Source organism: Acinetobacter sp. 24-47-64 (assembly GCF_057737055.1).
The window spans coordinates 1,433,611-1,456,889 of record NZ_CM173215.1 but is presented as its reverse complement, the minus strand read 5'-3'; the positions used below and the strand labels follow the sequence as shown (position 1 = coordinate 1,456,889).

The 23,279-nt window shown below is 39.6% G+C and carries 22 protein-coding genes; 18 read left to right on the top strand and 4 right to left on the bottom strand.

The genetic code is table 11. The features are described 5' to 3' along the window. Positions 1-376: 376 nt before the first annotated feature. Positions 377-1,291, bottom strand: coding sequence for a LysR family transcriptional regulator (locus AC1M85_RS06900; RefSeq protein WP_035270297.1), 915 nt, complete (start codon positions 1,289-1,291; stop codon positions 377-379). Between the two features lie 114 nt (positions 1,292-1,405). On the opposite strand from AC1M85_RS06900, the gene AC1M85_RS06895 reads away from it, so the two are divergent. From AC1M85_RS06895 to AC1M85_RS06825, 15 genes are all read left to right on the top strand, one after another. Continuing rightward, entirely contained in the window at positions 1,406-2,515 is a 1,110-nt protein-coding gene (locus tag AC1M85_RS06895; RefSeq protein WP_092766279.1) for a muconate/chloromuconate family cycloisomerase, read from the top strand. Positions 2,516-2,541: 26 nt separating this feature from the next. Then, on the top strand, positions 2,542-2,832 hold the full coding sequence (gene catC, locus AC1M85_RS06890) for a muconolactone Delta-isomerase (protein WP_092766278.1): 291 nt from the start codon (positions 2,542-2,544) through the stop codon (positions 2,830-2,832). Positions 2,833-2,982: 150 nt separating this feature from the next. Then, positions 2,983-3,903, top strand: coding sequence for a catechol 1,2-dioxygenase (catA, locus tag AC1M85_RS06885; protein ID WP_481590937.1), 921 nt, complete (start codon positions 2,983-2,985; stop codon positions 3,901-3,903). 74 nt (positions 3,904-3,977) lie between these two features. Next, positions 3,978-5,360, top strand: a complete 1,383-nt coding sequence (gene benA / locus AC1M85_RS06880) for a benzoate 1,2-dioxygenase large subunit (RefSeq protein ID WP_035270495.1) — start codon at positions 3,978-3,980, stop codon at positions 5,358-5,360. Beyond that, on the top strand, positions 5,357-5,860 hold the full coding sequence (gene benB / locus AC1M85_RS06875) for a benzoate 1,2-dioxygenase small subunit (RefSeq protein ID WP_035270498.1): 504 nt from the start codon (positions 5,357-5,359) through the stop codon (positions 5,858-5,860). Before benA ends, benB begins: the two co-directional genes overlap by 4 nt. A gap of 90 nt (positions 5,861-5,950) precedes the next feature. Beyond that, the gene (benC, locus tag AC1M85_RS06870; RefSeq protein WP_092768937.1) at positions 5,951-6,967 is read left to right on the top strand and encodes a benzoate 1,2-dioxygenase electron transfer component BenC; all 1,017 of its coding nucleotides are present in this window, start codon (positions 5,951-5,953) and stop codon (positions 6,965-6,967) included. Between the two features lie 13 nt (positions 6,968-6,980). Next, entirely contained in the window at positions 6,981-7,760 is a 780-nt protein-coding gene (benD, locus tag AC1M85_RS06865) for a benzoate diol dehydrogenase BenD (RefSeq protein WP_488213806.1), read from the top strand. A gap of 56 nt (positions 7,761-7,816) precedes the next feature. Next, entirely contained in the window at positions 7,817-9,025 is a 1,209-nt protein-coding gene (gene benE, locus AC1M85_RS06860) for a benzoate/H(+) symporter BenE (RefSeq protein ID WP_180000663.1), read from the top strand. 43 nt (positions 9,026-9,068) lie between these two features. Then, positions 9,069-9,740 carry a 3-oxoacid CoA-transferase subunit A gene (locus tag AC1M85_RS06855; RefSeq protein WP_488213805.1) on the top strand — a complete coding sequence of 224 codons (672 nt, stop codon included), beginning with the start codon at positions 9,069-9,071 and terminating at the stop codon, positions 9,738-9,740. A gap of 20 nt (positions 9,741-9,760) precedes the next feature. Continuing rightward, positions 9,761-10,414, top strand: a complete 654-nt coding sequence (locus AC1M85_RS06850; RefSeq protein ID WP_180028014.1) for a 3-oxoacid CoA-transferase subunit B — start codon at positions 9,761-9,763, stop codon at positions 10,412-10,414. A gap of 23 nt (positions 10,415-10,437) precedes the next feature. Continuing rightward, entirely contained in the window at positions 10,438-11,643 is a 1,206-nt protein-coding gene (gene pcaF, locus AC1M85_RS06845) for a 3-oxoadipyl-CoA thiolase (RefSeq protein WP_488213742.1), read from the top strand. A gap of 48 nt (positions 11,644-11,691) precedes the next feature. After that, positions 11,692-12,471 carry a 3-oxoadipate enol-lactonase gene (gene pcaD / locus AC1M85_RS06840; protein WP_488213804.1) on the top strand — a complete coding sequence of 260 codons (780 nt, stop codon included), beginning with the start codon at positions 11,692-11,694 and terminating at the stop codon, positions 12,469-12,471. A 182-nt stretch (positions 12,472-12,653) separates the two neighbouring features. Then, on the top strand, positions 12,654-14,315 hold the full coding sequence (locus AC1M85_RS06835) for a phosphoethanolamine transferase (RefSeq protein WP_488213803.1): 1,662 nt from the start codon (positions 12,654-12,656) through the stop codon (positions 14,313-14,315). Positions 14,316-14,328: 13 nt separating this feature from the next. Further along, a complete protein-coding gene (locus AC1M85_RS06830; RefSeq protein WP_179999736.1) occupies positions 14,329-15,009 on the top strand; it encodes a response regulator transcription factor in 681 nt (226 codons plus the stop codon). Positions 15,010-15,024: 15 nt separating this feature from the next. Continuing rightward, entirely contained in the window at positions 15,025-16,338 is a 1,314-nt protein-coding gene (locus AC1M85_RS06825) for an ATP-binding protein (protein ID WP_092768383.1), read from the top strand. A 4-nt stretch (positions 16,339-16,342) separates the two neighbouring features. Here AC1M85_RS06825 and AC1M85_RS06820 read toward each other — a convergent pair whose 3' ends face one another. Further along, a complete protein-coding gene (locus AC1M85_RS06820; protein ID WP_488213802.1) occupies positions 16,343-17,011 on the bottom strand; it encodes a phosphatase PAP2 family protein in 669 nt (222 codons plus the stop codon). Positions 17,012-17,163: 152 nt separating this feature from the next. Here AC1M85_RS06820 and AC1M85_RS06815 point away from each other — a divergent pair, with 152 nt between their 5' ends. Further along, complete coding sequence (locus AC1M85_RS06815; protein WP_488213801.1) at positions 17,164-18,036, top strand: alpha/beta hydrolase; 873 nt, start codon at positions 17,164-17,166, stop codon at positions 18,034-18,036. A 4-nt stretch (positions 18,037-18,040) separates the two neighbouring features. Here the strand turns inward: AC1M85_RS06815 and AC1M85_RS06810 are convergent, their stop codons facing one another. Continuing rightward, on the bottom strand, positions 18,041-18,658 hold the full coding sequence (locus AC1M85_RS06810; protein ID WP_035270045.1) for a TetR/AcrR family transcriptional regulator: 618 nt from the start codon (positions 18,656-18,658) through the stop codon (positions 18,041-18,043). A 104-nt stretch (positions 18,659-18,762) separates the two neighbouring features. Between AC1M85_RS06810 and AC1M85_RS06805 the strand changes: the two genes are divergently transcribed. Both AC1M85_RS06805 and AC1M85_RS06800 read left to right on the top strand, forming a co-directional pair. Beyond that, on the top strand, positions 18,763-20,118 hold the full coding sequence (locus AC1M85_RS06805; protein WP_218947418.1) for a flavin-containing monooxygenase: 1,356 nt from the start codon (positions 18,763-18,765) through the stop codon (positions 20,116-20,118). Positions 20,119-20,231: 113 nt separating this feature from the next. Further along, positions 20,232-21,854 (top strand): long-chain-fatty-acid--CoA ligase, encoded by a 1,623-nt coding sequence (locus AC1M85_RS06800; RefSeq protein ID WP_488213800.1) that lies wholly within the window; start codon positions 20,232-20,234, stop codon positions 21,852-21,854. A gap of 60 nt (positions 21,855-21,914) precedes the next feature. Here the strand turns inward: AC1M85_RS06800 and AC1M85_RS06795 are convergent, their stop codons facing one another. Continuing rightward, the gene (locus AC1M85_RS06795; RefSeq protein ID WP_488213799.1) at positions 21,915-23,231 is read right to left on the bottom strand and encodes a flavin monoamine oxidase family protein; all 1,317 of its coding nucleotides are present in this window, start codon (positions 23,229-23,231) and stop codon (positions 21,915-21,917) included. Positions 23,232-23,279 lie beyond the last annotated feature (48 nt).

The window sequence follows — 23,279 nt, the reverse complement described above, 5'->3', positions numbered from 1 at the left end:
CTGCAAATAAACTCTCCAAAAATATGACGCAACATTGACTTAAAGCTGAAAAAATGTCCAAAACCGAATATATCTATATATATACCTTCAAGGTCTGAATAATCTCGAGGGCTTATTTCTAGTATGATTGAATGAAAATTAGACGAATAATTACTTTTAAAAAAAAATTCTTTGAGAATTTCTAATTTGAATTTTTTATTGCAACCTACTTTTTCTTCAAAGTTAAAATTATTTGTTTGAAATTTATCAAAAAAAATTAAGCCCCTTTTCGGGGCATAAGCTAAAGTCGTAGTTATTTTGAGTATTTAAGATTTTTGTTTGCTATTTTTTATCCAATAGCTTTAGACCTAAGTCTAATTATTGTATTAGACCCTATCTAAATTAAATTTCTATCATACTTAATTGCTTCTAAATCATACACTTGGTAAATACAATCTATTAGAGACATGATGTCCTCGCTCTCATCTAGATTACGTATCGTCATAAATACTGGACTTACTGCAGTTTCATCTAAAATAGGGATGTAAAGCAAATGGGATAGCTGAATTGATTTCGCACTTTCTGGAACAATACAAATACCTTCACCAGCTGCAACCAAACCAAGAGATAGCTGAATTTCTCGCACCAAACGTATATTTTTAGGTTCTAAATTATATTCTGCAAACAAGGCTTGGACTTGAGTTGCAAAGCTAGGGGTTGTATGGCTAGGGTATAAAAAAATATTTTCATCAGAAATATCAGATAGATAAACACCTTCTTTTTTTAAACTTAAAGGATGACTCGCATGCACTGCCATCATTAAGCGCTCTTCACGAAGCAAAATTCGCTTCAATGCTGGATCTGAAATTCTAAGCCGCCCAAATCCAACATCAATCTTCCCCTCTTTGAGTGCTTTAACTTGTTCTAACGTGGTCATTTCAACAAGTTCAATCTTTAAGTGGGGTTGCTGCTGCCTATATAAATATACAATTTTAGAAAGCAGCCCATAAAGCAGTGACCCGACAAACCCCATTGTTACTGTACGTTCAACTAGACCTATACGCTTTGTCATAGACTTAACTTCTTCAGCATTGGCAAGTAATTTCACTGCGTGCTGATAAAAGAAATAACCGGCTTGTGTTGTTTTTAATGGACGGCTACCTCGCTCAAATAAAGCAATGCCAAGCTCTGATTCCAAATTTTGAATTTGTCTACTTAATGGTGGCTGCGCAATAAATAACTTTTCGGCTGCTTTTGTAAAACTTTGTTCTTCTACCACTGCGACAAAATATCGTAGATGTCTAAGCTCCATGACTTCCATACCTTTTAAATATATTAAAATGCAAAAATGATCTTCGACTCTATTTTTGCATTCTTTTAAGGTATACCACATGAAATACACAATGCAAGAATGCGTAGAGTGGAAATGATTACATCAGTTGAAACCTTGCTCGTTGAAATCCCGACGATCCGCCCACACAAGATGGCGGTCGCAACGATGCAAACTCAAACCTTAGTCCTCATTAAAATCGAAACTTCGGATGGTTTCATTGGTTGGGGCGAAGCAACCACCATCGGTGGCTTAGGCTATGGTGAAGAAAGCCCTGAAAGTATCAAAACCAATATCGATACTTATTTTGCTCCACTACTCAAAACTTTTACTGATCTCAACGTTGCTCAAATTATGCAAGTGTTGAAGAAGAATATTAATGGCAACCGTTTTGCAAAATGTGCCATTCAAACTGCTTTACTCGATATTCAAGCTCAACGTTTAGGCTTGCCTCTGTCTGAAGTGCTAGGTGGCCGTCTGCGTGACAGCGTCCCTGTGCTTTGGGTGTTGGCTTCTGGTGATACGGATAAAGATATCGCTGAAGCGAAAAAGATGATCGAAGCTAAGCGTCATAACTTCTTTAAATTAAAAATTGGTTCTCGTGCTGTAGAAGCAGATGTTGAGCATGTTCTCACCATCAAAAAAGCGTTAGGTGCTGATATTTCTATCCGTGTCGATGTGAACCGTGCTTGGTCTGAGTTAGAAGCGATCAAAGGTATTCAGCTTCTGCAAGATGGTGGTGTGGATCTAATTGAACAGCCATGTGCGATTGACAATATTGATGCCATGGAGCGTTTAACTCGTCGTTTTGATATTGCCATTATGGCGGATGAGTCATTGATGGGTCCAAGTACAGCTTATCGTTTAGCGAAGCGTAATGCTGCTTCTGTGTTTGCTGTAAAAGTTGCTCAGTCTGGTGGCCTACTCGAAGGTCGTGATGTAGCAACCATTGCAAACCTCGCTGGTGTAGATCTGTATGGTGGCACGATGCTTGAAGGTTCTGTTGGCACCATCGCTTCTGCACATTTGTTCTCGACCTTTGAGAATTTGGCATATGGCACTGAATTATTTGGTCCATTGCTGTTGACTGACGAAATTTTAAAGACCCCGCTTCAATATCGTGATTTCGAATTACATCTGCCTCAAGGCAATGGTTTAGGTATTGAGTTGGATTTAGACAAGATTGACAACCTTCGCCGCAAATAAGCGACGTGATACATCAGGAGTGAGACATGCTGTTTCATGTACGAATGGATGTGAACATCCCACTGGATATGCCAGTTGAAAAAGCGAATGAGATTAAAGCTGTTGAAAAGGCGTATTCGCAAGAGTTACAGCAACAAGGCAAGTGGCGTCATATCTGGCGAATCACAGGTCAGTATTCAAACATCAGTATTTTTGATGTGGAAAGCAATGAAGAGCTTCATTCAATTTTACAAGGTCTTCCGCTTTATCCATATATGAATATCGAAGTAATGGCGTTAAATCGCCACCCATCTTCTATCCGTGAAGATGATCGTTAAGTTTTAAGTGTCTTGGCTTGATTGATTCAGGCCATGACATCAATACATCCAGAGGTTTTTTAGCGTCATTTTAAACAAGGATTGTGGCAGCGAGCTCAAACACATTAGAAGTCAGCCACCACACAGCAAGCATACTTAAGGAGAAATAGTATGAACCGCGAACAAATTAATGCTTTAGTCAAAAAAATGAACGTTGATACTGCAACAGGTCCTGTTGATGAACGTGTTCAGCAAATCGTTGTACGTTTAGTATCTGACTTATTCCAAGCGATTGAAGATTTAGATTTAAGCCAATCTGAAGTTTGGAAAGGTCTTGAGTACTTTACTGATGCTGGTCAAGCAAACGAATTAGGTCTTTTGGCTGCTGGTTTAGGTCTTGAGCATTTCCTTGATTTACGTGCAGATGAGAAAGATGCTCAAGCAGGTATTACAGGTGGTACTCCACGTACAATTGAAGGTCCATTGTATGTCGCTGGTGCACCAGAATCAGTTGGTTTTGCACGTATGGATGATGGTTCTGAAGAAGGCAAAATCCCAACTTTAATTATTGAAGGTATCGTTAAAGATACTGAAGGTAACATCATTGAAGGTGCTAAGGTTGAAGTTTGGCATGCAAACAGCTTAGGTAACTACTCGTTCTTTGATAAGTCTCAATCTGACTTTAACTTACGTCGTACGATCTTCACGGATGCACAAGGTCAATATACAGCATTAACCACAATGCCTGTAGGTTATGGCTGCCCACCAGAAGGTACAACTCAGTTTGTATTAGACAAACTTGGTCGTCATGGTAACCGCCCTTCACACGTGCATTACTTCGTCACTGCGCCTGGCTACCGTAAATTAACTACGCAGTTCAACATCGAAGGTGATGAATACCTTTGGGATGACTTTGCATTTGCAACGCGTGATGGCTTAGTGGCAACTGCTGTAGATGTAACTGATGAAGCTGAAATTGCTCGTCGTGGTCTAAAAGGTGCGTTCAAACATATTCAATTTGACATTGAATTAGTGAAAGACGTTGAAGGTGCGCCTTCTACTGAAGTTGAACGCCGCCGCGCATCAGCTTAAATCAATTAGTCGGAATCGGGATAAGTCAATTATCCCGATGACTTCCCCTCAATTTGGAAAGTCGGAGAACGTCCATGCCACGTATTCCTGTAATTAATACCAGCCATTTAGATCGTCTTGATGAGTTACTTGTAGACAACTTTGAGACAGGTGAGTTTAAACTTCATCGTTCAGTTTTCACTGATCAAGCCCTTTTTGACCTTGAAATGAAATACATCTTTGAGGGTAATTGGGTTTACTTGGCACACGAAAGCCAAATTCCAAATAACAATGATTATTACACGACACACATCGGTCGTCAGCCAATCGTGATTGCTCGTAACCGTCAAGGCGAGCTAAATGCAATGATCAATGCGTGTTCACACCGTGGTGCACAACTTTGCCGTAACAAACGTGGTAATAAGGCTACTTATACTTGCCCATTCCATGGTTGGACATTCAATAACTCAGGCAAACTTTTAAAAGTTAAAGACCCAACAGATGCTGGTTATTCTGACTGCTTCAACAAAGAAGGATCACATGATCTTAAGAAAGTTGCACGTTTTGAAAGTTATAAAGGCTTCTTATTCGGTAGCTTAAACCCAGACGTCTTGCCATTAGAAGAATTCTTAGGTGAAACGACTAAAATTATCGATATGATCGTGGGTCAGTCTGATCAAGGTTTAGAAGTTTTACGTGGTGCCTCAACTTATACATACGAAGGAAACTGGAAACTCACTGCTGAAAATGGTGCAGATGGTTACCATGTATCTGCAGTTCACTGGAATTATGCTGCAACTACGCAACAACGTAAAGAAAAACAAGCTGGCGACAACATCCGTGCAATGAGCGCAGGTTCTTGGGGTAAACAAGGCGGTGGTTCTTACGGTTTTGAAAATGGTCACATGTTGCTTTGGACACAATGGGCTAACCCTGAAGACCGCCCTAACTTCCCTAAAGCAGATGAATACTCTGAGAAATTCGGTCCTGCTATGTCGAAGTGGATGATCGAGCGCTCACGTAACCTTTGCTTATATCCAAACGTTTATTTGATGGATCAGTTCGGTTCACAAATCCGTGTACTTCGCCCAATTGCTGTCGATAAAACTGAAGTAACAATTTACTGCATCGCACCTGTAGGTGAAGAGCCAGAAGCTCGCGCACGCCGTATTCGCCAATATGAAGATTTCTTCAATGCTTCAGGTATGGCGACACCAGATGACTTAGAAGAATTCCGTGCATGTCAAGCAGGTTATGCTGGTATCGAACTTGAGTGGAACGATATGTGCCGTGGCTCAAAGCATTGGATCAATGGCCCAGATGATGCAGCAAACGAAATTGGTCTAAAACCTAAACTTTCAGGCGTTAAAACTGAAGACGAAGGTTTATACCTTGCGCAACATCAACATTGGTTAGAAGAAATGAAACGTGCGATTAAAGCAGAACAAGCTTTAGCTGAACAAGGAGATAACGCATGAGTAACGCGAATCTTGAAGCAACTTTAGAATCAGTGAGCCAGTTCTTATTTAAAGAAGCGCGCCTACTTGATGATGAACAGTGGGATGAATGGTTAGAGTGCTATGCACCTACAGCATCGTTCTGGATGCCATCTTGGGATGACTACAATACATTAACTGAAGATCCTCAATCAGAAATCTCGTTAATTTATTATCCAGATCGTCAAGGTTTAGAAGACCGCGTGTTCCGTATCAAAACTGAACGCTCTTCTGCAACAATGCCTGATACACGTACAAGCCACAATATTAACAACATTGAAATTCTTGAACGTCATGAAGATAAGGTTGTTGTTCGTTTCAACTGGAACACTTTAAGTTACCGCTACCAAAAGTCGTACAGCTACTTCGGCATGTCACGCTACGAAATCAATTTGTCTGGTGAAAAACCACAAATTTTAAATAAATATGTGGTACTCAAAAATGATTACATCAATCAAGTAATCGACGTATATCACCTGTAATTAGTAAATAACAAGTTCAGTAACTACCAAATGGAATTTTGGTAGTTACACCAAAAAATTGTTCAAAAGATTCTTAAAGGATATTCAGCCATGTCAAACCATAATGTTGCACTTCAATTTGAAGATGGCGTAACCCGATTTATTTCAGTTGCACAAGGCGAAACGCTTTCTGACGCTGCATATCGTCAAAAGATTAATATTCCGCTGGATTGCCGTGATGGTGCATGTGGTACTTGTCGAGCTTTTTGTGAGTCTGGCAGCTATGACATGCCTGAAGAAACTTATATTGAAGATGCACTTACACCAGAAGAGGCTGAGCAAGGCTATATCTTAGCTTGCCAGTGCCGTCCTACTTCAGATGCAGTTTTCCAAATTCAAGCATCATCTGATGTATGCAAAACTCAAATTCATCAATATCAAGGTACGCTTTCTCGTGTAGAAAACTTATCTGAATCTACAATTACCTTTGATATTCAACTAGACGAGGGTCAGCCAGATATCAATTTCCTTGCTGGTCAGTATGTAAATGTAGGTATTCCTGGATCAACTGAAACACGTTCATACTCTTTCAGCTCTAAGCCAGGCAACCGTTTGACCGGCTTTGTTGTTCGTAACGTTCCTAACGGTAAAATGAGTAGCTTCTTAAGCACCGAAGCGAAAGTCGGCGACAAAATGACATTCACTGGTCCATTTGGTAGCTTCTACTTACGTAATGTAGTACGCCCTGTAGTAATGCTTGCTGGTGGTACAGGTATTGCTCCTTTTATGTCGATGCTTCAAGTATTAGAAGAAAAAGGTTCTGAACATCCAGTACGTTTAGTTTTTGGTGTAACCAATGACTTTGACCTAGTTGCTATTGAAGAACTCAACAAACTTCAAGAAAAACTTGATTGGTTTGAATACCGTACCGTAGTTGCAAACCCAGAATCTGCACACGAACGTAAAGGTTATGTGACAGGCCACATTGAAACTGAATGGCTCAACGGTGGTGATGTAGACGTTTACCTCTGTGGTCCTGTTCCTATGGTAGATGCAGTTCGTGGTTGGTTAGATGCTGAAGGCGTTAAACCTGCAAACTTCTTATTCGAAAAATTCTCTGCGAATTAAAGTGGAGAGGAACATGAATCAAAGATTTGAAAATAAAATCGTAATCGTCACTGGTGCCGCTCAAGGCATCGGTCGCGGTGTTGCTCTTCAAGCAGCTAGCGAAGGTGCAAAAGTTGTACTGGCTGACCGTGCTGAATACGTGAAGACCACACTTGAAGAAATTACGACTCAAGGTGGCACAGGTGTTACTGTCGTAGCTGATCTTGAAACCTATGCTGGTGCACAATCCGTTGTAAATAAAGCGATCGAGACTTTTGGCCGAATTGATGTGCTGATCAACAATGTTGGTGGTGCGATTTGGATGAAACCTTTTGAAGAGTTTTCTGAAGAGGAAATTATTAAAGAGATCAATCGTTCTTTATTTCCTACTTTATGGAGTTGTCGTGCAGTTTTACCACACATGCAACACCAAAAATCTGGTGTGATCGTGAATGTATCATCTATCGCCACATGTGGGATTAACCGTCTTCCATATTCTGCGGCTAAGGGTGGTGTAAATAGTTTTACTCAATCAATGGCATTTGCACATGCTAAAGATGGTATCCGCATCAATGCTGTGGCTACAGGTGGTACTGAAGCTCCACCACGTGTAATTCCACGTAATACTTCACCACTATCTGAGCAAGATCAAGCTTGGATGCAAGAAGTGGTTGATCAAACCATTGACCGCAGCTACATGAAACGCTATGGCACTATTCAAGAACAAGTAAATGCTATTTTGTTCCTTGCTTCAGATGAGTCTTCATACATTACAGGCACAGTCGTACCTGTAGGTGGTGGTGATCAGGGTTAACCCTGATCACGGACTCTTTAAACTCACAGGATCATTGACGCAAGGAGGCAAATACAATGGCAACCCTGTTTAAAACACTAAAAGAAGATTGGTCTATTTCCGCCACTGTCGCCGGCTTTTTAGCTGTATTGATTTCATATGCCGGACCATTAATTATTTTCTTTCAAGCAGCACAACAAGCCCAAGTTTCCCCAGACATGATGATTTCATGGATTTGGGGTATCTCAATTGGTGCTGCTGTAGCTGGAATTCTATTATCAATAAAGTTTAAAGTTCCTGTCATTACCGCTTGGTCGGCACCTGGTACTGCTCTGCTAGTCACACTTTTTCCAGATATATCACTGAATGAAGCAGTTGCTGCATATATCACTACAGCTGTAGTGATTTTCATCATTGGTATTACCGGATATTTCGACAAACTATTGGCTTTGATACCGCAATCAGTGGCTGCAGGAATGATGGCTGGTATCTTATGTCAGTTCGGATTTGGTCTTTTTACCGCGACCAATACCATGCCATATATTGTGTTTGGAATGCTTATTTCGTATCTGATTGCTAAGCGTTTAACACCTCGATATGCCATGCTTTTTGTATTGGCAGCTGGTATTTTCATGAGTTTAGTCCTCGGAAAATTCAATGCTGTGAATATGGAGTTTTCACTTGCAATACCCCAATTCATTGCGCCCGAGTGGACGCTTAACTCTTTTCTAAATCTTGCAGTACCTCTTATTTTAGTCAGCCTTTCTGGTCAATTTTTACCTGGCATGGCAATTTTGAAATTAAGTGGCTATGACATTCAAGCAAAACCCATTATTACCACTACCAGTATCGCATCGTTAGCTGTTGCTTGTGTGGGAGGGATCACCATTGTCCTGGCATCAATAACAGCCGCACTCTGTACAGGTAAAGATGCACATGAGCTCAAAGAGAAACGTTATATCGCAGGTATTGCGAACGGTATTTTCTATATTTTAGGTGGTTTATTTGCAGGCAGCATTGTGATGCTTTTTAGCTTACTGCCTAAAGAACTTGTTGCTGCATTAGCAGGTTTAGCACTTTTAGGTGCTATTGCTACAAATTTACACGTTGCTATGTTCCAAGAAAAGGATCGTGACGCAGCTCTCCTTACTTTCTTGGCGACTGTTTCAGGTATGCAATTTTTAGGTTTAAGTTCAGTTTTTTGGGGAATCTGTATTGGTATTTTAGCGCACGTGATTTTAACGAAGCGTCAAAATACTACCCCATCATCGTCTACATCGACCTGATCATATTAAAGGTAAATGTAGATCGTTTGTTTAGGAAGTGATTATGATTGATAAAAGCTCAGCGTCTTTAACCGAAGCCCTCTCCCAAATTAAAGACGGTTCAACCATTATGATCGGTGGGTTTGGTACTGCAGGTCAGCCTGCTGAACTCATCGATGGCTTAATTGAACTCGGTATTAAAGACTTAGTGATCGTCAACAACAACGCAGGTAATGGTGATTACGGCTTGGCTAAACTGTTACAAGCAGGCGCTGTACGTAAAATCATCTGTTCTTTTCCTCGTCAGTCTGACTCTTATGTCTTCGATGAACTCTACCGTGCAGGCAAAATCGAGTTAGAACTTGTACCGCAAGGCAACTTGGCTTGTCGTATTCAAGCGGCGGGTATGGGCTTAGGTCCAATCTACACACCAACAGGTTTTGGTACTTTGCTCGCTGAAGGCAAACCAACCATGAATTATGAAGGTAAAGACTACGTTTTAGAAAATCCAATCAAAGCTGACTTTGCGTTAATTAAAGCGCATAAGGGAGATCGCTGGGGGAACTTGGTGTACCGTAAATCTGCACGTAACTTTGGTCCAATTATGGCCATGGCAGCAGATATCACCATCGCACAAGTATCAGAAGTCATGGACCTCGGTGCCTTAGATCCTGAACACATCATCACCCCTGGGATCTTTGTACAACACGTTGTACAAGTTCAACCTGCGCAGTAATTTGAGATTGGAGAAATACAATGAGTTATCAAAAATTAACCCGTGATCAAATTGCTGAACGTGTTGCACAAGATATTCCTGATGGTGCTTATGTCAACCTTGGGATTGGTTTACCAACTAAAATCTCGAGCTATTTACCTGCTGACAAAGATGTCTTTTTACATTCTGAAAATGGTTTATTGGCCTTTGGTCCACCCCCTGCGGAAGAAGACCGTGACCCTGAGTTAATTAATGCGGGTAAAGAGTTTGTAACCCTGCTAGAAGGCGGAGCTTTCTTCCATCATGGTGATTCATTTGCCATGATGCGTGGTGGTCACCTAGACATCGCGGTACTGGGTGCTTTCCAAGTCGCTGAAAATGGTGATCTTGCAAACTGGCATACCGGTGCACCTGATGCCATCCCTGCTGTGGGTGGTGCGATGGACTTAGCCGTGGGTGCGAAAAAAGTCTTTATTACCACCGATCATGTCACTAAAAAAGGCGAACCTAAAATCGTTGCTGAGCTGACTTATCCTGCGACAGGTTTGAAATGTGTGGACCGCATTTATACGGACCTTTGTGTGATTGATGTGACGGCAGATGGCATGAAAGTCATTGAGAAAGTTGAAGGCTTATCTTTTGAAGAGCTTCAATCGATGACGGGTGCCAAACTCATTGATGCCACTCAGGCTTAAGACTGGTTTTAGGATCTTACACTATGAAAAACGCATACATCATTGATGCCATCCGTACGCCTTTTGGTCGTTATGCCGGTGGTTTAGCACCTGTCCGTGCGGATGACTTAGGTGCAGTGCCATTAAAAGCGTTAATGGAACGTAACCCTTCTGTGGATTGGAATGTCGTCGATGACGTTTTATTTGGCTGTGCCAACCAAGCCGGTGAAGATAATCGTAACGTCGGTCGTATGTCGGCGCTTTTAGCAGGTATTCCTTATACAGTACCTGCAACCACAGTCAACCGTTTATGTGGTTCATCACTCGATACCGTAGCAATGGCTGCGCGTGCCATTAAAGCTGGTGAGGCTGACGTGATTGTGGCAGGTGGTGTTGAATCCATGTCACGTGCTCCATTTGTGATGGGTAAATCTGAGAGTGCATTTGGTCGTAGTCAAAAGATTGAAGACACCACCATGGGCTGGCGTTTTATCAACCCGAAGCTTAAAGAAATGTATGGTGTTGAAACCATGCCGCAAACGGCCGAAAACGTGGCTGAACAGTTCAACATTAGCCGCGCTGATCAAGACCAATTTGCGTTATCCAGCCAACAACGTACGGCTGCTGCACAAGCACGCGGTTTCTTTGATCAAGAAATCGTGCCTGTGACTATTCCACAGCGTAAAGGTGATGCGGTTGTGGTGGCAAAAGATGAACATCCTCGTGCCTCAACCACTTTAGAAGCCTTAACCAAGTTAAAACCTGTTGTAAAAGCAGACGGTACAGTAACCGCAGGTAATGCATCAGGGATTAACGATGGTGCTGCTGCGATTCTGATTGCGTCTGATGCAGCTGTGGAAAAATATGGTTTAAAACCTCGTGCCAAAGTGATTGGTGCGACCACCGTTGGGGTTGAACCTCGCATTATGGGCTTTGGTCCTGCACCTGCGATTAAAAAGTTACTGGCTCAAACAGGTTTAACACTAGAGCAAATGGATGTGATTGAGCTGAACGAAGCGTTTGCAGCACAAGCATTGGCGTGTACACGTGACCTAGGTTTAGCCGACGATGATGCACGTGTAAACCCAAATGGTGGTGCAATTGCATTAGGTCATCCATTGGGTGCATCAGGTGCGCGTTTGGTGACGACTGCACTGAATCAACTTGAAGCAACTGGTGGCAAATATGCATTGTGCTCTATGTGTATCGGTGTGGGTCAAGGCATCGCTTTAATTATCGAACGTGTTTAACTATTAAAAACCCCCTCCCTTTTCTCAAGGGAGGTCGGGAGGGATTCTATGCCTACTTTTTCTTCAAATGATGCGCAAATCAATTATCAAACTTTTGGTGATTCAAGCAAGCCTGCTCTTGTTTTCTCTAACTCTTTAGGGACAAATTTCAGCATGTGGCAATCACAAATTGAGTTTTTTAAAGCTTCTCATTATGTGATTTGTTATGACACACGTGGTCATGGTGCATCGGACGCGCCTCAAGGTCCATATACCATTGATCAACTTGGTCAAGATGTGGTGAATTTACTCGACCATTTGAATGTTGAAAAAGCTGCATTCTGTGGTATTTCGATGGGTGGTTTGACAGGCCAATGGTTAGCGATCAATCATCCTCAACGCTTTAGTCATGTGATTGTGTGTAATACCGCCGCTAAAATTGGCAATGAAAATGCTTGGAATGATCGTGCCGTATTGGTTCGTGAACAAGGTTTAGCACCGATTGCATCAACGGCTGCAGGTCGTTGGTTTACAGATCCCTTTATCCAAAGCAACCCAGCAGTGATTGAAAAACTTTCAAACGACTTAGGAGCTGGCAGCCCTGAAGGTTATGCAAGCTGCTGTGAAGCTTTGGCTAAGGCGGATGTGCGTGAACAACTCAAGCAGATTTCGATTCCTGTATTGATTATTGCAGGTCAACAAGACCCTGTGACCACTGTGGCAGATGGTCAGTTTATGCAAGCAGCGATTGTGGGTAGTCAACTTGTTGAGATTAATGCTTCGCACATTTCTAATGTTGAACAACCACAGGCGTTTAACCGAGCTGTGGCTGAATTTATTCAGGCTTAAGTTCGGAACAACTCAAACCTGAACTCAGGAAACATCACCTGTCACGGGTGACTCATCTTGACGCTTTGCCAGATTGCTCCACCAGTCTGGCTTTTTTTATGCCCTAGAGTTCATTCATTTATTCAGTAAATTTTAAGAAATAAAACCTAATCTCAGCGTAGTTAAATATTAGAACTCATCGTATGCGCTACACATCTATCATTCAGCAATGGAAAAAACCAACGATAAGCCTAGCACTATTCAATTTAGTACTCTCAGTATGGGTTGGCATTGGTTTAAATATTGCGTTCTACAAACAACTTACTTCACTCACACCTTATCAAGGTTACCCAGCAATTCTTTTTTTAATAGGTTCATCTGTCTTAATCACAGCCGCTTATTTTTTTATTTTCAATCTTATTCATTGGAGATCGAACGTAAAGATATTTGCAAGTATCTGGATTGTATTAGGCGGTATTTCTGCATATTTTGTAAGTAGTTTAGGCATTATTATTAATGCTGATCAGATTCAAAATATGATGCAAACCAATACGATGGAAGCATTTGATCTGATAAATATAAGATTATTTATTTGGGTTGTATTTTTTATTTTAGCGCCTCTTTTTTTTATTTATTGGGTGAATATCAAAAAATCAACGTTTTCTCATACCCTTTGCAGGAAAATGTTACACAGTGCAATCAGTTTAGTTTTAGTGTTAGGTTGCGCTTATTTATATTATGTTGACTATGCAGCTATTTTTAGAGAAAACAGAGAGTTGAAAGGGATGATCAGTCCTCAAAATGTCGTTGCAGCCTCCTTCAGTTATTATAAACATCTTCAACCTCCCAAAAATACGACTATTCACCCCTACGGACGTGATGCACACCAACTTATTCAAACGGCGACCCATCAAACTCCAAAACTGATGGTTTTAGTGATAGGAGAAACAGCACGTGCAGAAAGTTTTCAGTTGAATGGATATGATCGAGCTACAAATCCAGAATTAAGCAAATTAAATATAATCAATTTTCGTAACGTCAGTTCCTGTGGTACTGCAACGGCGGTATCCGTACCTTGTTTATTTTCTGGTATGACTCGACAAGCATATACAGAAAAAGTCGCAAGACAACGGGAGAACTTACTCGATATTATTCAACGTGCGGGCTACAAAGTAACATGGATCAATAACAATTCAGGATGCAAAGAAGTTTGTAATCGGGTTGAGCGTTATGAAATTCCCGAATCTATTCATAAGCAATGGTGCGATTCTAAGGGTGAATGTAAAGATGAAATATTGATTGATAGCCTTAATGCCTATATTCAAGCCATTCCCAAAAATGATAAAACGCCAAGACTTATCGTACTCCATCAAATGGGAAGTCACGGCCCAGCTTACTATAAACGGTCCACTCATCAATACACACCCTTTCAGCCGACCTGTAACACCAGCGCAATTCAGGGATGTAGTCAACAAGCTCTGATCAATACGTATGATAATTCAATTGTATATACAGACCATATTCTCGCTTCGACAATCAATTTATTAAACAAACAAACTCAATTTCAATCCGCTTTATGGTATTTATCAGATCATGGTGAATCCACGGGTGAACATGGAATGTATTTACACGGCGCGCCTTATCAAATTGCACCATCACAACAAACTCATGTGCCGATGATCATGTGGTTTGCAACAGCATGGCGAAAACATCAAGCGTCAACTGTACGATGCATTGAATCTCAGAAAAAAGATGTACTAAGCCAAGACAATGTCTTTCACACCATGCTTAGTTTATTGAATATTCATACTACAACATTACAACGCGCATTAGACCTCAGCCAACAATGCAAACCTCAATTATAGAACAGAGCCTAATATGAATAAAATCCTGATGATTGAAGATGACTTTATGATTGCAGAGTCATCTCAAAAGTTGCTCCAATATCAATCATTTGAAGTAGTCTGGGTCAATAATGGCATCGATGGCTTAAAACAATTAAATCAACAAGCATTTGATTTAGTGCTGCTCGATCTTGGATTACCTATGATGGATGGCATGCAAGTACTCAAACATCTTCGCTCACTATTTCCTTCAATTCCTGTACTCATTATTTCAGCAAGAGATCAACTTCAGCACCGTATCGATGGATTAAATCAAGGCGCTGATGATTATCTAGTAAAACCATACGAGTTTGAGGAGTTATTAGCGCGTATTCACGCCATACTCAGACGTGCATCTCAACAAAATACATCTCAGATAAAACAAATTTTAGAGTTTGGCGGACTCAGGTTAGATCTTGAACAACATATCGCGAGTTTTGAAAATCAGACGGTTGAGTTTTCAAACCGTGAGTGGGCTTTATTAATTCCACTCTTAACTTATCCAAATAAGATTTTTTCGAAGTCTAATCTTGAAGAAAAACTGTATGATATTGAAAATGAAATCAGCAGTAATACCATTGAAGTCTATATTCATCGCATACGCTCAAAATTAGGTAAAAATTTTATTCGTAATGTGCGAGGATTAGGTTATCGGCTAGGTCAGCCTACACCATAAAACAAGAATTGATACATGACGCAACCCTACTCTTTACAAAAGCAACTTGTTGTATTTACCTCAATTTTTAGTGTGGTGATGGGATGTATATTGGTTTTTTCAGCCTATAGAACAGCTTTAGAGGAAACAAATGAAATACTTGATGCTCAGCTGAAAAATCTGGCAGAGCGCGTTGCAAAATTTAATCCAGATCCTGTAAAGAGTAAATTTTCACATTTAAAACAGTACCATGAAGAAGATTTATTTGTAGATGTTTGGGCCTATGACCAACAATCACATTTACATGAAAAGTTTAAACAGTTGGTTGAGCCAGTCGCTAAGTCAGGTTTTTATCATCACACTAATCATTATGGTAAATGGCATACCTATGTGATTCCATTGAAAACTGTTCAAGTTCAAGTGAGCCAACAAGACTCTGTTCGACAAGCTTTAGCCATAGAGCTCGCAATCAACATGTTTTTACCTTATTTAATCATTATGCCCTTCGCGATTTATGGCTTAGGTTTTATAATTAGAAGAAATTTTGCTCCATTTGAGCAATTTAAATCCGAATTAAGTACACGTAAACCAAATGAGCTGACCGTAATCGACCCTCAACAGTACCCTATTGAGCTAGTACCCAGCATTCAAGCGATCAATCAATTATTTCAAAGGATCTCTGATGCCCAACAAGAACAAAAACAATTTATTGCAGACGCCGCTCACGAATTAAGAACACCAATTACAGCATTAAATCTTCAAACTAAAATTTTACTCAAAGAGCTCCCCCATCACGAATCATTAATCAAAATGAATAATGGTTTACACCGAACTCAGCATTTGGTCGGACAGCTTTTAAATCTCGCTCAACAAGATTCATTGAATGCCAGTAACGAGAAAAAAATGAGTATTCGGTTAGATGAACGTGCTTATCAATCTATTGAACAATTGATTCATTTAGCTTTAGCCAAAGAAATCGATTTAGGTATGGAACGTTATGAACACGTTCAAATTATAAATTATTCATCTGCTATAGATTCGATATTAACCAACTTAATAGAGAATGCGATTAAATACACGCCTCCCAATGGCATCATTAATGTTTCGACATTTCAAGAGAATGATATAGCGATCATTCAAGTCGAAGATAGTGGCCCAGGAATTTCAGCAGATCTCTATGAACGTATTAAAAAAAGATTTTATCGAGTCGAGCAACATCAAGAAATTGGTAGTGGCTTAGGTTTATCAATTGTTGAAAAAGCGGTAGAACGTATGGGGGGCAATCTTATCTTTGATCGCAGCCCTCAATTAGGTGGTTTATTGGTGAGAGTGGAAATTAAACTACATTAATTGCTTAGGCTAATTTAGCCTTATCTTTTAGACTAAATATTACGACATTGAATATCCAAATCAACCAACCTGTCCAAAGATTATGACTAAAAAAATGTGCACCTCTAAGCATTTGCGTCCATCCCATAAACATTCCCAAGAGAATTGCACTCAATAAGTAAAATTGAGCTAATTGTGTTTTTTTGTTCCTGAACACAAAATACCCACTCAATAATGCAAAACCTGCAGAAGCATGACCTCCAGGAAAACAATGCCCAACTTTACTACTGAGACTCCAGACAATTGTCATTCCCTGAGGTTGAGCTGCATCCCATGGACACATCAAGTTCGACTGTGATTTGAACAACGCTATTAAAATAATTGAAATTAAAGTAACTGCAAAAATTGTGATGTAATTTTTAGAGGTTTCCAAACGTTGATTTCTCGATTTGGGATGAGCGACCATGACTGCATATATCAGCATACTGCAGTACATCGCGATTAGCACATATTTAACCCATTGATGCCCAACTACACTTGACCAAAATGCATCTTTTAAATAGAACACTCCTTTTGAATTTAAGCCTAATTGAATCAATTTCATGTCGACAGCACCATGTACTGGAAATAGATTGACCAAAATGAAATAGCTCAAGATTAAGGCGATACATTGCTTGCGATAGAAAAAACTCATACGAATTCATCGAATAAAAATGTATTTAAATCAATCAGGCTTAAAATTTTCTGAACGATTTGACATCAAATAGACTTTTATACTGCATAACGATATGCTTAAACCAACCTGAGTTGGGTTTTAAAAATAAAAAAGTGTTAAGGATAACCACGATGCAAACTCAAGAATTACTTATTCCGAATGGCAACTATCAAATCCAAGCTGATTTTTATATGCCAGAGCCGATCACAAAAGATTCTAGTATCATCATTATGGCTCATGGCTTAGGTGGAGAAAAAAGCTGTGGCTTAAACTCTTTCGCTGAAGCTTATGCAGAATTGGGATATAACGTATGCGTATTTGATCATTCTGGTTTTGGATTAAGCAGTGGTCCTGTTCAGCATCTTGTCGATAAAAATAGTCAACTTCAGGATTGGAACGTCGTTATCGACTATATTCAAACCCGATTCTACATCCCGAAAAAAAATATCATTTTATGGGGGTATTCGTTCAGTGGTGCGCATGTTCTAACATTAGCAAGTGAACACACCTTTAAAGCAGTGATCTCTAATTTTCCACACGTTGATGGTTTAGCGAGCTTGACGCTGTATCCTAAAAAATATTTATTGCCTGCAACCATGATTGCATTACAAGATTTAGCCCTAGCAAAAATAGGTAGAGTAAAAACCATGCCTGTAGTTGCAAAAGATCGGTTTGCTATTTTGGCGGGTGAAGATTGCTATGATGCCTATTATCGACTGATCCCAGACGGGATACATTGGAAAAATGCTGTACCAGCTCGAATCGTTGCAACCATTGGTTTATACCGACCAACGATGATCGTTCATAAAATTCGATGCCCTGTTTTTGTGTCAGGTGCGGAACTAGATTCACTTATTCCTGTCAAAGCAACACGTAAACTCGCACAAAAACTAAAACAAGGTGAATATCGTGAGTTCGTCTGCGGTCACTTCGATCTATTTCATTCGCCCGTTTTTGATCAACTCATCGCAGCGCATCAACATTTTTTGGAAAAACTAAAATAAACTTTCAAAGTTGGTAGTTATATCCCTTACTGCTTAAGTAAAATTCACTGATGAAATGGCATTCTTTTAGAATGTCATCAGTGACTTGTTGATGCTGATAGTAGCTGTGTTTCATTAATGCAAAAACCATTTCAACCAGATACACCGCTTCCTCTTTTCTATTCAATTTCAGCGGATGTACTTTCTGCTCAAATACCGCTTGTAAATCATGAGCAATCTTCTCAATCACGATTTCCTGTAAATTAAAACCATCAACATGTACTGGCCCACCCAGAATCAAAATACTTGCAGCAGGATTTGAATTGTAGAACTCAGCCACCTTAGAAATTAGATCAAAACAAATATCACGTGTTGACCAAGTTTGATAGCACTCATTTTTAAACAAAACATAGGCCTGCAGTTCATCTAAATAACGTTTCACCAATATGCTGAACAAATGATTAACTGTTGGAAAGTATTGATAAATCGTAATCTTAGGAAGATCGGACTGTGCTGCAATTTCGGGAATAGTACAGTGATTGATGCCTTGTTCTTCTAATATTTTCTTCGTTGTTTCTAATACAAGTTCTAACCTTGCTTTACTTCTTTTTTGTACAGGAAGCTTAATTTCATCAAAAAGCATTTAAACAAATCCCCTGTCTTGCTGTTTAAAAATAAATCGATTATAGTCATAAAACCAACTATAGTTGGTTATAAATAAAAAGAACATCATTCAAGGATATGAATATGAACACAGTCTGTATCATTGGTGCAGGTCCGTCAGGAATTACGGCTGCTAAAAATTGTCAACAAAATGGTATTGCATACGATATCTTCGAGAAAAATGACAAAGTCGGTGGGAATTGGGTGTTTAATTCTAAAACTGGTCATTCTTCAGTCTATGAGAATACACACATTATTAGCTCGCGTACAATGTCTGAATATGAAGATTATCCAATGCCAGACAGTTACCCTGATTATCCACGACATGATCATCTACAGCAGTATTTTGAAAATTATGCCAAACATTTTGGTGTATATGACAAGATTAAATTTCATCACACTATTAACCATATTCATAAAAATGAAAATAAAAAATGGGTGGTGGATTACACCGATGATCAAGGTAAAGAACAACAGAAAATATATGACTATTTAATGGTTGCAAATGGTCATCACTGGAAACCAAAATACCCTGAGTATGAAGGTGAATTTACTGGCAAGTGGATGCATTCACATGATTTTAAAGGTGTAAATGACGACTGGCGTGGAAAGAAAATTTTAGTCATTGGTGCAGGTAATTCAGGCTGTGATGTTGCCGTAGAATCAGCACGTGTCTCAAAAGATGTGTATATATCGATGCGCAGTCCACAATGGTTTGTTCCAAAATTTATGTTTGGACATCCCGCAGACATACTCGTCAAGTCAATGGAAAAACTTCCGCCCAAAATGCGCCAAAAAATTCTGACCAAATTGGTAAAAGCATTCAGTGGAAATTACGCAGATTTTGGCTTGCCTGTAAATGACAAACCGATGCTGACACAACATCCAACGGCGAACTCTGACTTCATTGACTATGTGCGTCACGGTAAAATCAAACCAAAACCAGCGATCAAGCGTCTCAATGGTAAAATTGTAGAATTCGTCGATGGTACTCAACAAGAGTTTGATATTATTTGTTGTTGTACTGGTTTCTGGACCGTCTTCCCTTTCTTCGATAAAGATTTTATAGATTTCCAACATGCTGAAAAATTACCGCTTTACCGTAAAATGATGCATGCCGAACATGACAATCTTTATTTCATTGGTTTATTCCAACCATTAGGTTGTATTTGGCCAATTTCAGATCATCAAGCCAATTTGGCATGTCAGGAAATTTTAGGAAAATATAAACGTCCAGCTGATATGAAAAAAGCGATTCAGCATGAGTTAGATCATCCACATTACAACTTTGAAGGCGGTCAACGACATGCAGCAGAAGTTGACTATAATGACTTCCGTGCAGAACTCGTATCTGACCTTAAAACTGCTGGTGTCATCATTCCAGAGCGTAAACCTTTGGTTTCAATCCGTAAATTAGTTGGTTCTTTACTGACTGCATAATTTAGTGTATTTCTAGGTCATCAGTGAGTGTTACGTTAATCGTGAGCACTCACCTTACATAAGTATAATCAACTCAAAATAACAACTTAAATGATCAATAGCAGGAGCTTTGCATGCACGGACGTATGATGTTTCAACCTTTATTAATCAGCAGTTTACTAGAACATGCTGCTGAATTTCATAAAGACACCCTGATCGTTTCAAAAAACACCGATGGCACACTTTACGAAACCAATTGGGGCGATGTATCGGATAATGCTAAACGTGGTGCAAAGGCATTAAATGAACTTAAACTCATTCACGGCGATTGTATTGCAACATTAGCTTGGAACAATCATCGTCATTTAGAGGCTTGGTATGCTATTTCTGGTAGTGGTTTAATCTGTCACACCATTAACCCAAGATTATTTCCAGAACAACTGATTTTCATTATTAATGATGCACAAGATAAAGCGATTATTTTTGATAAAACATTCCTACCTTTGATTACAGGAATAAAAGCACATATTCCACTGGTGCAACATTTCATCTGCTTAGATGCACCTGATGAAAAGATTCGTCAATCCTTACCCGAAGTCTTGTTCTACGATGATTTAATTGCTGGTCAAACTGCAGAATATACATGGCCTGAATTTGATGAAACCACTGCTAGTTCACTATGTTATACCTCTGGAACAACAGGCAATCCTAAAGGTGCTCTCTATTCTCATCGCTCAACTGTTCTTCACAGTTTAGCGGCCAGCTTACCTGACTCACTCAATCTATCAGCCAAAGATATTATTTTACCTGTAGTTCCGATGTTTCACGTTCATGCATGGGGAACACCTTATGCCGCAGCGATGGTAGGTGCTTCGATTATATTACCAGGGCCGGGTCTTGATGGTGAGAGTCTAGTTAAACTCATTGATCAATATGAAGTGACTGTTGCACTTGGTGTTCCTACCATTTGGCAAAGCTTGTTGATTGCTGCAAAAGCAATGAACAGTTCACTGACCTCTTTAAAACGTAATGTCATTGGTGGCTCGGCTTGCCCACCAAGCATGTTAGCGACATTCCGTGATGTATATGATTGTGAAACCATTCATGCATGGGGGATGACTGAAGCTAGTCCACTTGGCACTGCCAATCAATTCAAAGCCAAACATAAACAACTTTCTCAGGATCAACAAGCAAATCTACGTCTTTCCCAAGGTCGCCCGCCGTTTGGAGTCAGGATTCGTTTAGTGTCTGAAGAAAGAGGAACCGATCTTGTTCCACATGATGGTGAGACTATTGGTAATTTACAAATCAAAGGACATTGGATTGTTGACAAATACTTTGGTCAGTCCGACTCACCATTGACCAGTGATGGATGGTTTGATACTGGAGATATTGCGTCTATAGATGCTGATGGCTATCTGCATATTAGTGATCGTGCCAAAGACTTGATTAAATCTGGTGGAGAATGGATCTCTTCTGTAGAGCTTGAAAATATCGCAATGGGTCACCCAGAAATTGCGATGGCTGCGGTCATCGCAGCACAACATCCAAAGTGGGATGAAAGACCTGTCTTAATCGCCGTTAAACATCCTAATAGCCAAATCACTGAACAACAACTCATTGATTACTATGCTGATAAAATTGCTAAATGGCAAACTCCAGATAAAGTGATTTTTGTCGATGCCATACCGCTTAGCGGCACTGGAAAAATGCTAAAAAGAAAACTTCGCGAAGAATATGGACATGTATTAATGTGAGTTCAGGTTAATTTCTCAACTCACTCATACTAACTAAATAAAGCTGTAACTGTACATCAGTTACAGCTTTATATTTAAGCCACTACGAATAATTAAATTAGCAGTATCACGACCTGACAGATATGCACCATGCACAGTACCTGCATAATCGGTATGACAATGTTCACCTGCAAAATATACTTGCGCTGGATGCTCTTTTTTAAAGATCTCTACATCATCTTTAGTATGTTCAACTTTTGGAAAACTAAATGAACCTAAACTAAACGGATCACTTCCCCAGCGGGTAATTATGATGTTCTGAATTTCATTGGAGTGCATGCAAATCTTCAATATTTTCTTGATATATTCATGCACCTGTTGATCCGTTGCTTGATCAACCCATTCTGACTTTGTACCTCCAACGAGAAGTAGATAAGTCGGTTTATTATATAAACGACTAAAATCTAAAATACTATACAGCTCACGCTCATCCCAAAAAAATGCCGTATTGTGTTTAAGTGCATTCCCATTAAATTCTAGAGCTTTTGAAAATTGTATAAATATTTTATTGAAAGATCCAAAACCCAGCTTTTGAATCGATCGGACTAATCCACTAGGCAAAGGCGGCTCAAACTTAATTTTATCTTGCTTTAAAATACCGAGTGGAACTGTCACCACAACTTGAGAACCTATGTAAAGCTGACCACATGCTGTTTTTATCTGCACTTGATGAGAGTCATGATCGATTTCAACAATATCTGCATTCGTATGAATCTCTAAATCAGTAGCCAGAACTTTAACAATCTGTTCATAACCTTTTGGAAATATCATTTCATCGCCTGAGAAGTAGCCTTCAAAATCCATAAAATTATGGGCTAATTGCTCTAAACCAGTCGCAAAAGGATCATTGGCAAGCCTTGAGTAATACCGCTTAATTTTTTGTGTGATGACGTCTCGATCAAAATAATGAAGTTGAAAACGTATCTTTCCTAAAACATTCTCAAGTTGCTCAAAAGCGGAGATATCCTGCTCTTTTGATTTATTTTGAAAAACCTTCTGAACATCACGAAGGCATTTTTCAAATTCTAAGCTCTCTTGTTCGGTAAATAGCTGACCATTGGCATGAAAATAATCCACTTGATCATAATTAAAAACTTGAGTACTTATCCGATTGGACTCTGCAATTTTCCATATCGGATTATTATCAATACCATGTATCCATGATGCACCAAGGTCAAAACAATGACCATCAATGTTTTGTGTATGTATTCTCCCACCTATACGATCACGTGCTTCTAAAACAACAACATTAAATCCTGCTGATTTTAAATGCTGAGCACAACTTAATCCTGCAACACCAGCGCCGATAATATAAATAGGATGATTAAAGTCGTTCATTCATTTTTTTATTAGAAAAAATTCGCTTAAAGATATCGCGTTCAAAAC

What these genes read in the sequence shown, in the direction of transcription:
- AC1M85_RS06900 (WP_035270297.1), bottom strand. Translation starts at nt 1,291, where the DNA reads ATGGAGCTTAGACATCTACGATATTTTGTCGCAGTGGTAGAAGAACAA.
- AC1M85_RS06895 (WP_092766279.1), top strand. Translation starts at nt 1,406, where the DNA reads ATGATTACATCAGTTGAAACCTTGCTCGTTGAAATCCCGACGATCCGC.
- catC (WP_092766278.1), top strand. Translation starts at nt 2,542, where the DNA reads ATGCTGTTTCATGTACGAATGGATGTGAACATCCCACTGGATATGCCA.
- catA (WP_481590937.1), top strand. Translation starts at nt 2,983, where the DNA reads ATGAACCGCGAACAAATTAATGCTTTAGTCAAAAAAATGAACGTTGAT.
- benA (WP_035270495.1), top strand. Translation starts at nt 3,978, where the DNA reads ATGCCACGTATTCCTGTAATTAATACCAGCCATTTAGATCGTCTTGAT.
- benB (WP_035270498.1), top strand. Translation starts at nt 5,357, where the DNA reads ATGAGTAACGCGAATCTTGAAGCAACTTTAGAATCAGTGAGCCAGTTC.
- benC (WP_092768937.1), top strand. Translation starts at nt 5,951, where the DNA reads ATGTCAAACCATAATGTTGCACTTCAATTTGAAGATGGCGTAACCCGA.
- benD (WP_488213806.1), top strand. Translation starts at nt 6,981, where the DNA reads ATGAATCAAAGATTTGAAAATAAAATCGTAATCGTCACTGGTGCCGCT.
- benE (WP_180000663.1), top strand. Translation starts at nt 7,817, where the DNA reads ATGGCAACCCTGTTTAAAACACTAAAAGAAGATTGGTCTATTTCCGCC.
- AC1M85_RS06855 (WP_488213805.1), top strand. Translation starts at nt 9,069, where the DNA reads ATGATTGATAAAAGCTCAGCGTCTTTAACCGAAGCCCTCTCCCAAATT.
- AC1M85_RS06850 (WP_180028014.1), top strand. Translation starts at nt 9,761, where the DNA reads ATGAGTTATCAAAAATTAACCCGTGATCAAATTGCTGAACGTGTTGCA.
- pcaF (WP_488213742.1), top strand. Translation starts at nt 10,438, where the DNA reads ATGAAAAACGCATACATCATTGATGCCATCCGTACGCCTTTTGGTCGT.
- pcaD (WP_488213804.1), top strand. Translation starts at nt 11,692, where the DNA reads ATGCCTACTTTTTCTTCAAATGATGCGCAAATCAATTATCAAACTTTT.
- AC1M85_RS06835 (WP_488213803.1), top strand. Translation starts at nt 12,654, where the DNA reads ATGCGCTACACATCTATCATTCAGCAATGGAAAAAACCAACGATAAGC.
- AC1M85_RS06830 (WP_179999736.1), top strand. Translation starts at nt 14,329, where the DNA reads ATGAATAAAATCCTGATGATTGAAGATGACTTTATGATTGCAGAGTCA.
- AC1M85_RS06825 (WP_092768383.1), top strand. Translation starts at nt 15,025, where the DNA reads ATGACGCAACCCTACTCTTTACAAAAGCAACTTGTTGTATTTACCTCA.
- AC1M85_RS06820 (WP_488213802.1), bottom strand. Translation starts at nt 17,011, where the DNA reads ATGAGTTTTTTCTATCGCAAGCAATGTATCGCCTTAATCTTGAGCTAT.
- AC1M85_RS06815 (WP_488213801.1), top strand. Translation starts at nt 17,164, where the DNA reads ATGCAAACTCAAGAATTACTTATTCCGAATGGCAACTATCAAATCCAA.
- AC1M85_RS06810 (WP_035270045.1), bottom strand. Translation starts at nt 18,658, where the DNA reads ATGCTTTTTGATGAAATTAAGCTTCCTGTACAAAAAAGAAGTAAAGCA.
- AC1M85_RS06805 (WP_218947418.1), top strand. Translation starts at nt 18,763, where the DNA reads ATGAACACAGTCTGTATCATTGGTGCAGGTCCGTCAGGAATTACGGCT.
- AC1M85_RS06800 (WP_488213800.1), top strand. Translation starts at nt 20,232, where the DNA reads ATGCACGGACGTATGATGTTTCAACCTTTATTAATCAGCAGTTTACTA.
- AC1M85_RS06795 (WP_488213799.1), bottom strand. Translation starts at nt 23,231, where the DNA reads ATGAACGACTTTAATCATCCTATTTATATTATCGGCGCTGGTGTTGCA.